The organism is Terriglobus sp. 2YAB30_2, assembly GCF_052114765.1.
In the GTDB taxonomy this organism is placed as follows: Bacteria; Acidobacteriota; Terriglobia; order Terriglobales; family Acidobacteriaceae; genus Terriglobus.
The window spans coordinates 610294-625589 of sequence record NZ_JBFRFJ010000001.1; the positions used below are offsets into that span (position 1 = coordinate 610294).

Annotated in this window: 7 protein-coding genes; 6 read left to right on the forward strand and 1 reads right to left on the reverse strand. The window is 55.0% G+C overall.

Annotated features, from left to right (window positions below; translation table 11 throughout):
- The first annotated feature begins 189 nt into the window (after positions 1-189).
- The gene (locus AB4Y89_RS02310) at positions 190-1977 is read left to right on the forward strand and encodes a glycoside hydrolase family 97 catalytic domain-containing protein (protein ID WP_442299340.1); all 1788 of its coding nucleotides are present in this window, start codon (positions 190-192) and stop codon (positions 1975-1977) included.
- A 167-nt stretch (positions 1978-2144) separates the two neighbouring features.
- Here the strand turns inward: AB4Y89_RS02310 and AB4Y89_RS02315 are convergent, their stop codons facing one another.
- Entirely contained in the window at positions 2145-4490 is a 2346-nt protein-coding gene (locus tag AB4Y89_RS02315; RefSeq protein WP_442299297.1) for a glycoside hydrolase family 31 protein, read from the reverse strand.
- A 487-nt stretch (positions 4491-4977) separates the two neighbouring features.
- Here AB4Y89_RS02315 and AB4Y89_RS02320 point away from each other — a divergent pair, with 487 nt between their 5' ends.
- The 5 genes from AB4Y89_RS02320 (at position 4978) to AB4Y89_RS02340 (ending at position 15259) form a co-directional block, all read left to right on the forward strand.
- Complete coding sequence (locus tag AB4Y89_RS02320; RefSeq protein WP_442299298.1) at positions 4978-6663, forward strand: carboxylesterase/lipase family protein; 1686 nt, start codon at positions 4978-4980, stop codon at positions 6661-6663.
- Between the two features lie 60 nt (positions 6664-6723).
- Positions 6724-7812, forward strand: a complete 1089-nt coding sequence (locus AB4Y89_RS02325; protein WP_442299299.1) for an alpha/beta hydrolase — start codon at positions 6724-6726, stop codon at positions 7810-7812.
- 256 nt (positions 7813-8068) lie between these two features.
- On the forward strand, positions 8069-9913 hold the full coding sequence (locus AB4Y89_RS02330) for an alpha-N-arabinofuranosidase (RefSeq protein ID WP_442299300.1): 1845 nt from the start codon (positions 8069-8071) through the stop codon (positions 9911-9913).
- Between the two features lie 109 nt (positions 9914-10022).
- Complete coding sequence (locus AB4Y89_RS02335; RefSeq protein ID WP_442299301.1) at positions 10023-12008, forward strand: sialate O-acetylesterase; 1986 nt, start codon at positions 10023-10025, stop codon at positions 12006-12008.
- A 128-nt stretch (positions 12009-12136) separates the two neighbouring features.
- Positions 12137-15259 (forward strand): arabinofuranosidase catalytic domain-containing protein, encoded by a 3123-nt coding sequence (locus AB4Y89_RS02340; RefSeq protein ID WP_442299302.1) that lies wholly within the window; start codon positions 12137-12139, stop codon positions 15257-15259.
- The last annotated feature ends 37 nt before the right edge of the window (positions 15260-15296 follow it).

Below are 15296 nucleotides of genomic sequence, written 5' to 3' on the forward strand. Positions count from 1 at the left end.
GTGGGAGAGGGCAGCTCCGGCGAAACGGGCGATAGCCATATGGTGACCGTTCGAGCTACAACGTTTACTATATCGTTGACTTTTGGATGACGACAGTAGTCACGCTAAAGCCGAATACACACATTTGGGCTAGGTTCCGGAGGTATGTTGATGAAGGTTAAACCCTGTGTTTTGGGGGCTGCTTGTGCAATGCTCGTGTGGGGAACAAGTGTTGCGCAAACGAATGTCCGGACGGTTTCTAGCCCAGACGGCCACGTAAAAGCCGAAGTGTTCGTGACAAATGGAAACCTGCGGTATCGCATCATGCGGGATGGTCAGGAGGTTCTCGTCTCCTCCCGCCTCGGGATTCTGAGCGACGGTGTTGAGTACGGCAAGCAGGTCGAGCTTGCAGTTCCCACTGTCCACGAGATCAATGAGGAATACCGATTACTGGGCGGTCATTCGAAGAGCATCAATCATGCCTTCGAGGGGGAGATCCCAGCAACTTCTTCCGGGCACAATTTCTGGATAGACCTCCATGTCGCCGATGACGGTGTGGCTGTCCGCCTCAGGTTGCCGGCCAAGGCCGGCCGCCGGGTGGAAGCGGATAGAAGCAGTTGGAACCTGGCTGGGAATCCCGTTTTGTGGGCCGATCCACTGTATGCGGCGTATGAGGGGCAGTATAGGACTACGACACTCTGGAGCGTAGGGGAGGATCCGATCGGGCTGCCGATCACTGCAAAGTACAAAGATCTATACGTCACGATCAGCGAAGCAGGTCTAAAAGACTACGGAGATCTCGCGATAAAGCGTGGGTCGAACAGCGAGCTTAACGGATATCTTTATGCCGATCCGAAGGGATGGGTGACGGACGAGGAAGTCAGGCAACCGTGGCGCGTTACGATCATCGCAGGTGATCTAACGCAATTAGTGAATAGCACCCTCATTCAAAACCTGAACCCTCCTCCGGATGCCTCCCTGGCGAATGCCGATTGGATCAAGCCGGGGCGTTCGACATGGCAATGGCTATCTTCCGGTGCACCGGTGGTTGGCGAGCAAAATCAATGGATTCGATGGACGAGAGAACTGGGGTTTGAGTACTACCTGATCGATGAGGGGTGGGAAACGTGGGATAAGCCATGGGAATCTCTGCGGCAGATCGTCTCCGATGCAAAGAAACAAAACGTAAAGATCTGGGTTTGGGTCCACAGCAAGTACGTCAAAGATGCAGTCGAACGGAACGCGTATCTCCAACAGCTAGTTGCAGCCGGTGTTGTCGGTGTAAAGATCGACTTTCCTCAAGAATGTAATCGCGAATGGTCGAACTGGTACTACGACACCGCTCGTGATGCGGCGAAGTTCAGACTGTTGGTTGATTTTCACGGAGCGGTGAAGCCCACCGGTATGGAACGCACCTGGCCAAATGTGCTGACACGTGAGGCTGTTCGTGGTCACGAATATCAGGTTACACGCTACCACCGCCGGCTTGACTCAGCTCACGATACGATTCTTCCTTTCACACGATATGTCATCGGTCCGGCCGACTATACCCCGACAGTGCTTGAGAGCAGGGAACTGCAGGACAACACGTGGGCGCACGAGTTCGCTCAGGCGATCGAATTCACCTCACCGTTTCTCTGCTATGGAGGGAACCCCGGAGACCTTGTAAGCAACCCAGCGCGGGACATATTGGTTGCGATTCCGAGCACATGGGACGAGACCTTGGTGCTGCCGGGAAGCGAACCAGGAAAGATATCGGCCATGGCTCGTCGCGCCGGAGAGCAGTGGTTTGTTGCTATTTTGAATGGCGAGAGTGAAAGCGATCTCAAAGTCCCGCTGACATTCCTTGGCTCCGGCAAATGGAAATCAAGTCTTTTGAGTGATGAGCAAGGTTCACTCGATAAATTCGATAGGAAAGACACCACGCTCACTGGTGGCGATGTCCTGGAAGTTCACGCTAAGAGCCGTGGCGGATTTGTCGGCTGGTTCCGGAGATAATCCAAGGCCGTGAAGTAGTAGAGAGCATCGATGTTGCCGCGGAGATGAGGCGTTATCGCTAACCGGCAAGCGGCGGCGAAATGCCCCGCATTCCCCCGCTTGTCGTGCCTCTACTACTCGATCTTGATCAAGGTCCGGGAGCTCCGGAACGGGTTGCTGCGGTGGCCTCAATGAGCGGTGATCTTTACGGACTTGCCGCCGTAGTGAACCATGGAGTCATACTTCTCCGTAAGATCTACTCCGGCGCCATGGTTATCCGAGACCCACACGATGTGAAAGATGCGGTCGTTTACTGCGCCGGGGAAGCTTCCCGTGCGGTCACCGATCTCAAGGGTATGCGTGGATTCGCGCCACGTAATTGGAATGGTGGCGAACTGCCCTTTCTCATAGTTGTATGAGTCACCTTGATCCTCATAAAGCGTGAACTTGCCATCCGCGCCGCGGTAAATGCGCAGCTCAATCGGGTCGGCCGGCTTCTCGTCGGAATACTGTAGGAATGGACCCATGGGTAGGATTGCTCCCGGTCGAACGAACAAGGGCAGCGTCTCCACCGGAGCTGACGCGTGGACATTCTGACCGGCCTCGGCCTTCTCCCCGGTCCAGAAGTCGTACCAGGGTGCTGCGGTGGCCGGTAGATATACGTCCTGTTCTGTCGCTCCGGCGTTCGTCACCGGCGTCACCATGATCTCGGGCCCAAAGAGATACTGATTGCCGATGTTCAACGTTTTCGGATCTTTGGGGAAATTCATGACCAGCGGCTGCAGGAAAGTGGTTCCTGCCGATGTGACTTGCCAAGCCACGGAATAGGTATAGGGAAGCAGCCGGTAACGCAGATTAAGGTACGTCCGCATGATCGCCTGCGTTTTGTCGTCGAAGCGCCACAATTCCTTGCCGGGTTTCAGCCCATACGAGCCATGCACGCGGAACATAGGACAGAACGAACTGAACTGGAACCACCGCGCAAACAATTCTTCATATGCGGGATTCGAAGGATCCCCGTTACCCGCCTCCTTATTGCCAAAGAAGCCACCCGTATCGGTATTCCAATATGGAATGCCCGACATGGAGAAGTTCAGACCTGCCGGGATCTGGTTACGGAGCACCTGCCAGGTCGCCTGTATGTCACCGGACCACGTGATGGCGCTGTTGCGCTGCTGCCCTGCGTACGCGGAACGTGTCAGGATGACTACCCGTTTCTGGTCCGTCGCAGCGCGCTGTCCCTGATAGATGCCTCCAGAATGCATCAACGGATAGAGGTTGTACACGGTGTATCCCGGGCCCGCAGGTGTCTTATACGTGCGGAAGCCCATGTTGTTGATCTCGGGCTCGGGCGCGTCCAGCCACCAACCATCCACACCCTTTGCAAAGAGGTTTGTGCGGATCTGCTTCCAATAGATCTCGCGGCCGGCCAGACTGAAGGGGTCGTACCATTGCCCCTGGCCGGGAGGGAAGACGTAATGGGTTATTTCCGGGAACATGCCACCTGCGGCATTCAACTCTTCGCTGTTCTTGCTGCCCACATCGAACTTGGCCCATACAGAGATCAGCGTGTGAAAGTGCTGGTCATGTAGTTTCTGGAACATGGCCGCAGGATCGGGGTAGCGTTTCGGATCGAAAAGGTGCGACCCCCATGTATTGCTTCCTTCCGGCCAATACTGCCAATCCTGAATGATGCCGTCCGCGGGAATTTTCAGACTGCGGATCTTTTCGGCGACACCCAGCAGCTCCTCCTGGGAGGCATAGCGCTCCTTCGATTGCCAGAAGCCGAACTGCCACCGCGGCATCATGGGCGCCTGACCTGTTAGAGTGCGGTAAGCTGCCATGGCGGTTGCGATGCTTCCGTCTCCAAAGCAGAAGTAGTAATCGATCGCCTTGCCGTACTCTGAGGACCATCGCAACAAGCGGCCAGGGGATGCTGCTTCCTTTGGAGCCTCCGTCGAAATCGTGGTAACTGCGGGGTTGTCCCACAAAAGCACGTAACCTTTGCTTGAAGTCATTACGGGGATGCCGACGTTCGTGTTCGCCTGAGCCAGCTTCACGCTGGATCCAACGTTCGTGTTGTAATTCCATGCACCCTGTTGGTGCTGGCCCAGGCCATAGATGCCTTCGTCCGCAGCCACGTCAAAACTCTGCGTCGCCGACGTGACGGATACGTCCGCTAGCGTTGTCGGAGCGATCTCGCGGCTATGCGCCGCCTCCTGCAGCAGCATATGACCGGCCGGATCCCGGAAACTCACCGCGCCCGTCTGCTTATCGATTTGCACCTTCACTTTTGTTGATGCGAGGGTGAACGCTTCTTTGCTCTCCTGCCGTTTCAGAGAGACGGTCGACGGCTTGGCAACAACGGAAAAGCTTGTCAGCTCCGACAGCTTTATTCCAGGCGCATACGTCACCCGAACGATCTCTGGCGACCAGAACTGGATGCGAAGAGTGCCCCCATCCACATCCATCTGAGCTCCGCTCTGTTGCTTCTGGTATGAGCTAGCTGCGGCAAAGACAGGAGCAGAAGCCATGACAGCGATCCCCAGCAAAATTGGGGCGGAGAAGAGCTTTTGTGTTCGAGTCCTCGTCAACTAGTCCTCCATCGAAAGGTCAATGCTGGGTGACGGGCGAGCCTGCAGATGTTGATTTACCTTTGCGAACGCTCTACCCGTAAATGGCTTACTGGGTCATTACAGCAGCAGGTAAACGTTTTCCGCAATGTCCAATTTCTTCCCGACGGCAACCGGTGGGATTCAAAACGTTTCGAACGTTCTGATAATCATTCGGGAAGCGAATGAATTTTTGGTCGGAAAGACTTCTGGTTGACTTTTTCAAAGCAAATCTATTAAGTTGTGGTCGCAAAATTAATGCGCGTCGCCCGGTATCGGAGAAGGCTTCACTCATCCACGATGGATGTAGCGAGGATAGACAACGTTATCTCTGTATCGCTTTGGGCTACTTCCACGCTAAGCCTTCAGAGACTTTAAAGCACCACGCAAAGAGAAAAGGAGTGGTCTGATGACTAGAACGTTCAGATCCGGCGCTATTACCCGCAGGGATGCGTTACGACTGTCCGCAACTGCAGGATTGGGCTTTTCACTGCCTGGAACGGCTCACGCCTCGGACAGCATCAGAACCGGTGTCCACCTGGATCCGGGTTTTTGTGCAACTCCGGGAAACGCCGTCGCCAAAACGCAGTACGGTAAGGTGCGTGGTTACGTCAGTGGCGGCGTGTACACCTTCAAGGGCGTGCCATACGGGCAGGATACCGCCGGCGAAAATCGTTGGCTGCCGGCCAAACCTCCCAAGGCGTGGTCCGATGAGTACCCAGCCCTGGTCTATGGTGCGAACTGTCCTCAGACACTGCACAATTTCAAGTCGATTGAAATGTCTTTCCTCTACGACTGGGATGACGGCTATATGAGCGAAGACATGCTCAAGTTGAACATCTGGACGCCCGCGCTTACCGGTAGCCGGCCCGTCATGGTCTATTTTCACGGTGGGGGGTTCAGCTTTGGTTCAGCGTATGAACTGCCATCGCATGAGGGCGCGCAGATGGCGCGCAACCACGACGTCGTGCAGGTATCCGTCAATCATCGCCTCAACGTCCTGGGCTTTCTTGATCTGTCGGAGGTTGGAGGGGACGCATATGCAGACTCTGTCAATGTCGGCATGACGGATCTGGTGGCATCGTTGCGCTGGATTCAGGAAAATATAGCCAACTTCGGAGGTGATCCGAACAAGGTCATGATCTACGGCCAATCCGGCGGAGGATCGAAGGTGACCTGTCTGCTAGGGATGCCTTCTGCGGCCGGCACGATTCATACCGCTGCAGTCCAGTCCGGTGGTGGCGGTAACAGTCCCGCGGCCGAGCAGTCGAAGGAACTTTCACGGCAGCTTATGAAAGAGCTCGGGCTTGGGCCTAACGACCTTGCAGCGCTACAGAAGATGGAGTGGTCACGCTTAATTGCAGCGGGAAACGCGACGATTGCGAAGATCAACCCGCCTGTGCGGGGCTTAACGGGACCCGGTTCCGCGCCTTCGGCAGCGCCACGTGTCGGATGGGGGCCGACAGTCGACGGTAGGATCGTGACGTTACGCTCTTTCTTCGATGCGGCTCCTGACGTCTCAAAGAACATTCCGGTACTTATCGGCTCGGTGAGTGAAGAAGGCATGCAGTTCCACTCTCAGCCGACGGAGACGGAGTGGCATGACACACTCGCTAAGGCCTATGGGGCAGAGAAGGCCACGTCCCTGATCGCCGCTATGAAGAAGGCGCATCCGGAAAAGAGTATCCGCACTCTCTCCTATGGCGTGCAGGGCCTGAACGCAAGGAATAACGTGCAGCGCATGGTGAAGTTGAAGCACGCTCAGGCCGGAGCTCCGGTTTATCAATATTGGTTTACCTGGCAATCTCCAATGCTGGACGGCCAGTCCGGTGCATGGCATACCGCCGAACTGGCATTTTGCTTCGACAATACGAAGCGATGCGAGCAGGGCACGGGGAACACCCCAGAGGCTCAGGCATTGGCAAGGAAGATGAGCACCGCATGGGCGAACTTCGCGCGCACGGGAAATCCCAGTCAGCCGGGATTGGCATGGAACCCCTCTGATTCTGACAGATGTCAGACCATGATCTTTGACAATCATTGCCGCATGGTAGATGACCCTGACGGAGAGGTGAGAAAGATCCTGCTGGGTTAGCCAAGGACGTATCAATCGAGCCCTTCTGCAGCTCTAGTTCCTCAACGGGTGGAGGTTTTAGTGAAGTTTACGATCGTTGCGCGATGGTTCGCGGCCGTGCTCCTGGCAACAGCTACTGCCGTGTCGCCTGCACAGGTACAGACAATAGTTCCTCCTGTCGTAGCGGGTGCGAAGCCCGTACGGCTGGATCGGATCTCGATCCATGGCGCCGCCCTTGAGGGCAATCTGGAAGGCGATTCTGTCGATCGGGAGGTGCTTGTTTTTCTTCCCCCCAGCTATGACAAGGAACCGAAACGACGCTATCCAGTGATCTATGCTCTTCACGGATATTCGATTGGAGCCGAACAATGGTCCAAGGAGATTCACGTTCCTCAGACGATTGAAGGTGCCTTCGCACAAGGTGCTCATGAGGTAATCGTCGTGTTGCCGGATTCAAAGACGGTCCATAACGGGTCAATGTATTCGAGTTCGGCGACGACAGGAGACTTCGAGCGGTTTATCGCGCAAGACGTGGTCACGTACATCGATGGCCACTATCGCACGCTGCCTAATCGTGCGAGCCGGGGGCTTGCCGGTCATTCCATGGGGGGATATGGGGCCAGCCGAATCGGGATGAAGCACGCGGATATCTTCGGCAGCTTGTATATCATGAGCCCCTGCTGTCTGTCGGCGAGACGGGCAGGCCCTGGAAATCCGGAGATTGAGAAAATGCTGGAGGCTGTAAAGACGCCTTCCGATTCCGCCCAGTTGCCGTTTGCCGCGCGTACTCAACTGGCGTCTGCTGCAGCATGGTCGCCGAACCCTAAGAATCCGCCTCTATATCTCGACTTGCCGGTCAAGGATGGCGCGCCGCAAGCGGATGTACTAGCCAAGTGGGCGGCGAATGCGCCGTTGGATTTTGTCGACCAATACATCCGCGATCTAAAACGGTATCGTGCCATTTCCATCGACGTCGGCGATCAGGATGGTCTGCGTGTCGATGCCGGTAAGCTGCATGACATCTTAGAACGCAATGGCATTGCTAATTCGTTCGAGGTGTACTCCGGCACGCACACGAGCGCAGTTGCAGATCGTTTCCAAAACTATGTGATGCCGTTCTTCAGTAAGAACCTATGTTTTGAAAGCTCCTGCGCTGACAAGTCTCATTGAGGTAATAGGACGAATTGCGGAGATTGCGCCCGAACACGGGAGATGAGATGTGAGTTTCCGTGGAGTCCATCGTTGACCGACCAGAATTCCGGTATTTGCTGCAGATCACAACAATAATGTTTGACCAATGAATAGACGACATTTTCTTCGCACCTCCCTCGCAGCGACAGCCGCCGCACGCGCGTCATGCCTTGCTCTTCCGCTCGCGCCGGAAACTGATGCAAAAGAGCCGCGGACCGCAATTCTGCTAGTCGATATGGACAGAGCCACCCTGCCGATTGATCGGGGTATCTATGGGCAATTTCTCGAACACATTAACCACTCTGTCGAGGACGGACTGTTCGCCGAGCAGATTCGGGGAGCTGGTTTTGAAGGCAAGGACTTCGAGACCTACTGGAAATCGGACACAAAGCAAGGGGAGGTGCAACACGTTGACCTTCCATTCCTGAACGGATCGAAGAGTGTGCGACTCAGTGTCGACGGGGGGCAAGCAAAGATACAACAGGCGAGGATATTTCTCGAAAGCAACTCTGAATATGACGGATTCCTGTGGGTAAAACGAGAGGGGGGTACCCCGCACCTATCCCTACAGGTAAAAACTTCAGACGGCCAATCTGTGGCGACGGTCCCGCTGGCAGTTGCTGCGGGAGATTGGCATCGTGTTTCCTTCAGCTTCAGAAGCGCTGTTCGCGATACGCAGGCATCCATCGAACTGGTCGCGTCAGGCCACGGAGCGCTCTTGCTCGACTTCGTCTCGATGATGCGCGCCGACGTACGGCGCGATGGCGGCTTCCGTCCCGATCTCCTAAAGGCACTACGCGATCTGCGCCCGTCGTTTATTCGCTGGCCGGGAGGTTCCTTCGCATCCACATACAGATGGAAAGAGGGGATAGGTCCTTACCCTTCGCGTGGCTATCATCCGAACGTTTTCTGGGGTGGATATTCCGACTACTACGGTTTCGGTACGGACGAGTTCCTCCGCTTGTGCAAGAAGCTGAACGCTGAGCCGCTTATTACCTTGGCTGCCCCCAATACGTCTCCGAAGGAGATTGAGTACGCCCTCGACTGGGTGCGGTATGTAAATGACCCACCGAGTACGGAGTGGGGCAAACAACGTGCGGCCAATGGACATCCTGAGCCGTACGGCGTGCGCTTCTTTCAAATCGATAATGAGCCGATGAATAACGGCTTTACGCCGCAGGCCTACGCCGCCATCGTGAATGCCTTCGGTCCGCGCTTGAGAGAGAGTGCGCCTGATGCAAAGATCATCGCGTGTGGACAGAAACGCTCAAACGACATGGAGTGGAGCGAGACAGTCATTGACCTCGCGGGTGGTAACTTCGACGTCCTGGGCTGTCACAACTACGAATACGAGGCTGCCAATTTCGAATCAGGCATACAGCGCATTCATGAATACCTGGCGAAATTGCGTGACTACGTGCGTGCCTCCAAACACCCGAACATCGAAATAGGCGTGCTTGAGTGGAGTTTGCAACACACGTACGACTGGCGAGCGGGCCTGCACGCAGCCGGCAGCTTAATGATGTACGAAGCATTGAGCCCGGGGCTAACCATGACCTGTCCCGCGCTGTTGATGCGCAACACCACAGACAACCCAACCTGGACCTCTGCTATTTACCACGATCACGTCTCCTGGTTTCCCGGCGGCAGCTATCCGGTGTCCAAGCTATTTCAAGAGCACTATGCAGAACGCCTCCTCGCTTCCGCGAGCGGTACTTTCCTTGATCGCAGTGACCGTTCGCTACTACTGGACAAAATATCGACTGCGATCCCGCAAGGATGGCAGTCTGGGTCCGTTGATGCGATCGCCACTTGCAGCGCCGATGGAAGACGCATTGTCATCAAGGCTGTGAACTATCAGGGCCGAAAGAACTCGCTGCTCGTACGTTTTCAGGGCGCCAATGCTCCTGAAAAGGCCCAGGCACAACTTCATACAATTACCGCCGGCTTGATGGATTTTGCGTCTCTCGAGTATCCGGATCGTTTCTCTACCGTTAGCCGTGAATTGGAATACAGCAAGACATTCTCCATTGACATGGAGCCTTACTCTGTTGCGGTAATCGAGCTTCATCGCGATTAATGTGAAGCCATCGAATCCTCAATCGTTTACGTGAATGGATGCGTCGGTAACTGATAAATGAGTCTGAATCATTGGGTAAACGCGAAGCGTAGAAGAAGGAATCGATAAGATGATGAATTTGCCTTTGCGAGCCGTACTGCTTGTGGCGGTTGAAATACTGTTATCGCTATCGATAGCAATTGCGCAGCCGGCGGAAGATCCAAAAGACCATCTTCCATTCTTGAGTCCCATTTTCGGGGACAACATGGTGCTACAGCGGGATAAGGTGAACAGCGTCTGGGGATGGTCCGAACCAGGAGACCGGGTCACTGTGCGGATAGGGGATGTATCTGCAACAGCGATCGCAGGGACTGATCGAAAGTGGACTGCGACGATTACGCCTCCAGCGGTCGGTGGACCGTACACCATGAAGATTATGGGCAAACAAGTAGCCGAACTGAACAACGTCATGGTGGGCGACGTCTGGTTGTGCAGTGGGCAATCCAATATGGAATTCATGATGCGGCAGGTCATGAATGCTGACGAGGAGCTAAAAGCCGCAAACTATCCAGATATACGGTTTTTCGTGGTCGCGCAACGATCGGGATATCACCGCGTGAACGTGCCATCGGGAAACTGGCAGGTTGTGACATCGGAGACGGCGGCGCGATTGTCTGCGGTTGCGTACTTCTTCAGTCGAAGACTGGAAGGGGAGCTTCATGTGCCGATCGGGCTGGTAGTGGCTGCTGTCGGTGGCACCCCAGCTGAGACCTGGATGAGCGTGGCTGCTTTGCACGAACTGAAAGACTTTGAGCCGCCATTGGCCGAACTCAAGAAGATGGCCGATGAGGGCTTACCCGAGTACGGCAATTATGTCAGCCATTGGTATGACAGGTACGACATAGGCAAGAAGGAAGGATGGCAGGAGCCTGCGTTCGATGATTCCCGGTGGTCGACGGTCACACTCAAGAGTGGATTCAGAGATCTCGGCGTGGCGGATTCACCGGCGGTTATCTACTTTCGGAAGGAGTTCACCTTACCTGAGATGGTTCCTGAGCAGCGCGCCACGGTGCGGCTCGGAGTTGTCGAGAAGATGGACACGGTATGGGTGAATGGTCAGACGGTCGGCGCCAGTTCTTGGGTAGAGAATCCGCGGAACTATTTTGTACGGCCAGGAGTACTAAAGCCGGGCAAAAATCAGATTACGATTCGCGTCCTGAAGACCTTGCCAGATGGCGGCTTTACCGCAGCGCCGGAAGAGTTGAAACTTCAGTTCGCCGATAACACAGCTATCCCGTTTGCCGGTCCCTGGAAGGGCAAGGTGAGTGTGGATGCACGTCCTCCGTTTCCTCTACCCGCCGCCTATCAGAACTGGCCTGTTATTCCTTCCGTCCTTTATGACGGAATGATTGCGCCATTGGCGCCGTTGGCGATTACTGGCGCTCTCTGGTACCAGGGCGAAGCAAACTCTGAGCGTGCCTATGAGTATCGCAAGGTTATGCCGGCATTGATTGCTGACTGGCGGCGAGCCTTCCACCAAGGAGATTTCCCTTTCTATATTGTTGGCCTGCCTGCGTACAAAGCGAGAAGCGAGGTTCCCGTGGAAGACTCATGGGCTGAGACACGCGAAGCTCAGGCGGGTACTGTGGCCACGGTACCGAATACCTGCCTCGCGGTCACCATTGATACCGGCGAAGCCGGCAACATTCATCCCAAAAATAAGGCGCCGGTTGGCGACCGGCTGGCTCGATGTGCTTTGGCGAAACACTATGGCAAAACCATTGTGTATCAGGGGCCGACCGTAGATAAGGTGGAGAAACAGTCTGGCGCAATTCGGCTCCACTTCATCCATACCGAAGGAGGCCTAGTGGTGAAGGATGAGCATCTCGGACAGTTCCAGATTGCGGGCGATGATCAAAAGTGGATGTGGGCGGATGCCCATATTTCGGGAGACTACGTTGTCGTCTCAACATCGCTTATCCCAAATCCGGTAGCTGTGCGGTATGCATGGCAGGCCAATCCCGTTGCAACATTGTTCAACGGAGCGGGCTTACCTGCTGTTCCATTTCGTACAGACGGATGGAAGGGAATTACAGAGGGGCGTCAGCCTTATTGAAGTACCTGGCAGCGAAACAAACAACGGCAAAACATAGAATCTGTTCCCCGCGAACTGCCATACCAACAGTTCGGCGGGGAACAACCGATACCCACTAACGGTCTAAGCATGGCTGGACTGGAGCATGAATGAAGCTAACACTCGGGTCTGGAGCGATGTTCACCGCGGTATCGATGTTGGTCTCCGTAGCGCCAGCGATAGCGCAACAGTCCACCGCGAGGGGCAGCGCATCAAAGGGGCCATGCGACATCTATGCCGCAGCCGGTACTCCGTGTGTTGCGGCGCATAGTACAACTCGTGCTCTCTATGCTTCCTATAAGGGCCCGCTCTACCAAGTCAAACGCCAATCCGATGGGAAAACACTCGAAGTCGGCATGGTGGGCGGATATGCCAATGCAGCCACTCAAGACACTTTTTGTTCAAACACACTTTGCGTTATCAATCTGATTTACGACCAGTCTGGCAAGGGAAATCATCTTTATCAGGCGGCTCCAGGAACTTTCAAAGGCCCAGCCAAAGGTGCCTTTGATACTCAACCCATTGCTGACATGGCGCCTATCAGCATTCACGGGCGCAAGGCCTATGGCGTCTACATGATGCCGGGCATGGGTTTTCGCAATAACAACGCTAGCGGGATTGCGATCAATGATGAAGCCGAGGGTATCTATTACGTGATCGATGGCACTCACTTTGATAGTGGATGTTGCTTCGATTATGGCAACTCCTCCACGAACGGACGCGCGGTGGGTACCGGCACGATGGAGACGACTTACTTCGGCACTTCTACTGTCTGGGGTCGCGGCGAAGGTAACGGACCATGGATTATGTCCGACATGGAAGCGGGCCTTTTTTCCGGGCGCAACGCTAAATTGAATGAGGGAGATCCTAGCATCAATTCCTGGCGGTTCGTCACGGCCGTCATGGATGGCGATACCGGAGATCATTGGGACTTGCGCGGCGGTGATGCCCAAAAGGGAAACCTTGTCACTTTTTACAATGGCCCTCGTCCTCTGCCCGGCACCAGCGGAGGTTATGCTCCGATGCGTAAGCAGGGGGGCATTCTGCTCGGCACCGGAGGCGATAATGGCAACGGTTCCTCCGGCACATTTTATGAGGGCGTTATGACCCGCGGATTTCCTACGCAGGCCACAACGGATGAGGTGCAGGCGAACATTGTTGCTGCGAAATATGATCTGCCGTCTCTAGGTCTGTCGCGAGTGATGACATTTACTCCCAATTCCAGGCAGCAGGTTCTCGTGTCCTTTACGAATACGACTGGAGATCCGGTAAGAGGCTTGCAGCTACGTCTTTCCCTACCTGGTAAAGGCTGGAATTCTGTCGTTTCTGATAGCACTGCATCCGCAAAGATCTTCCCTGAGGCCATTCCTCCGGGAGCAAGTGTTAGAGCGACCTTCCTCGTTACCTCTCCTGCTAACCCTGAAGCCGGCTTCCTTACAGCGAAAGCAATGTGGCTTAACGCAATGGCGCCGGAGGTTATGTCCATACGTGTGCGCAACGTTTATCCAATTAAGATCAACGAGGTGCGGTTCGGCACAAGTCTGAACGATTCTGATCAGTTCATTGAGCTTTACAACCCCACAGACGACACGATGAATGTGTCCAATTGGAAGCTCCTTCATACTCCTGGACAGTGGGCGGCTGTTGAATTGGCGACCATCCCGTCTGGCACCAGGATTGCCCGGCACGGTTTTTATCTGCTCGGTCTCTCCAACTCCGGGCTGGCCGCACCTGCAATCGCGAATACGAAGACGATTTATGTGCGTACCACAAAGGGATTGAATATCGGAGAAGCCATCGATATTGACGGAGAGAAACGAACTGTCGCGAGTATCGGCGAAGCCGCTCATGCTATGACGACAATTTTTATTCCGGTATCTACAGGCCCGTGGCTCACCATCCCCGTGGGGTCGACCAATTTGCCGATCGCCAATACAAGCGGCTTTGAAGCAGGGCAGCGCGTCGGCATCGACATTGGAGGCAATTATGAGGAAGTTACGGTGAGGTCTGTCGGAAAGGCATCGACCCAGACCGTCCTCGCGGGCGCCGTCTCGTCGGGGGCAACCGATATCAAGCTTGTGGCAGCATCAAATGTCTCCGTTGGTGACATGCTTACCGTCGGTACTGGTTCGCTGAAGGAAGTCGTAAAGGTGTCTTCGATCGGTTCAGCGCAGGCCAACGGCACAGGTACCGATATCATTCTCACCTCGCCTCTACGTTACGATCATATGGCTGGAATCGATGTCGCAGATCCTGGGACCGGAATCACGTTTGAGCCGGCAACGAAGTTCACCCATACGAGCGGAGATGCGGTCCAGGCTCTCGGCACCGGAGTTACATTAGATCGTCCTCTCTCTCGTACTCATCCTTACGGTGCCTATATCGCCGGTATCGCAACCCGTTCAGCCGGCTATCAGGGCCCCCAAGCGCCAGACCAGTGGTTCGGGACCTCACTGTCGAACCCTACGGTCGCTCAAAACCCCGCAGGTCCGTTCGCAAACAATGCCGGCTCACTTGCGCTTGTAGATTCAACCGGCAAGATTGTCGTTGATGCCCTGGTCTATGGAACGCGGCAGAGCAATTCGAGCGGCAACGGTACTATTACCAGTCCGGAACTCGCCACACTTGAGGGAAGTCAGAGTCAGGGAGGATGTATCGTCGTAGCCCCCGCAATTGTTGGGGGAGCGGGTACGAGTGTAGGACGCTTTCCGGATGGCGCCGATTCTGACAGTAATTGCACAGATTTTGTTTCTCAGGCAGCAACCAGCCTGGCAGCCACATCCGAGGCCGGAACCACCAATATTAAGGTGGCCGGCATAACAGGCTTTACAGCGGGTAAAACCGTGATTGTCGGTTTTGGCGCGGACGGGGAAACTGCAATCATTGCGAACGTGGGAACTTCAGGAGCTACATCCTCTACTGAAGTTACAGCGATCGGTTCGACAGTGATTCGCGTCCTTAGCACCGCAGGTTTTACGACGGGGCAGACCATTATGGTTGGCAGCGGAGCTAATACTGAGACCGCGGTTATCCGGTCACTCGGTAGGAGGGGCAATGCCAGCATTACGATTGACACCCCGTTGACCCATCTTTACGAACCGGGCACTTCCGTCTCGGGCTCTGGAATAACTTTCACTTCAGCGTTAAGAAGAGCGCATCCCGTGGGGTCTCCGGTCGTAAGCGATGTACCAACGCCCGGCGCATCGAATACGTACTCTAGCCAAGTACCTTAGTCGGGAACACGATAGGAGTCCTATCGTAGTCTGTTTC

Excerpts from the sequence above, each read along its gene's own strand:
- AB4Y89_RS02310 (WP_442299340.1), top strand. The coding sequence starts at position 190 with ATGCTCGTGTGGGGAACAAGTGTTGCGCAAACGAATGTCCGGACGGTT.
- AB4Y89_RS02320 (WP_442299298.1), top strand. The coding sequence starts at position 4,978 with ATGACTAGAACGTTCAGATCCGGCGCTATTACCCGCAGGGATGCGTTA.
- AB4Y89_RS02335 (WP_442299301.1), top strand. The coding sequence starts at position 10,023 with ATGATGAATTTGCCTTTGCGAGCCGTACTGCTTGTGGCGGTTGAAATA.
- AB4Y89_RS02340 (WP_442299302.1), top strand. The coding sequence starts at position 12,137 with ATGAAGCTAACACTCGGGTCTGGAGCGATGTTCACCGCGGTATCGATG.
- AB4Y89_RS02315 (WP_442299297.1), bottom strand. The coding sequence starts at position 4,490 with ATGGCTTCTGCTCCTGTCTTTGCCGCAGCTAGCTCATACCAGAAGCAA.
- AB4Y89_RS02330 (WP_442299300.1), top strand. The coding sequence starts at position 8,069 with ATGGACAGAGCCACCCTGCCGATTGATCGGGGTATCTATGGGCAATTT.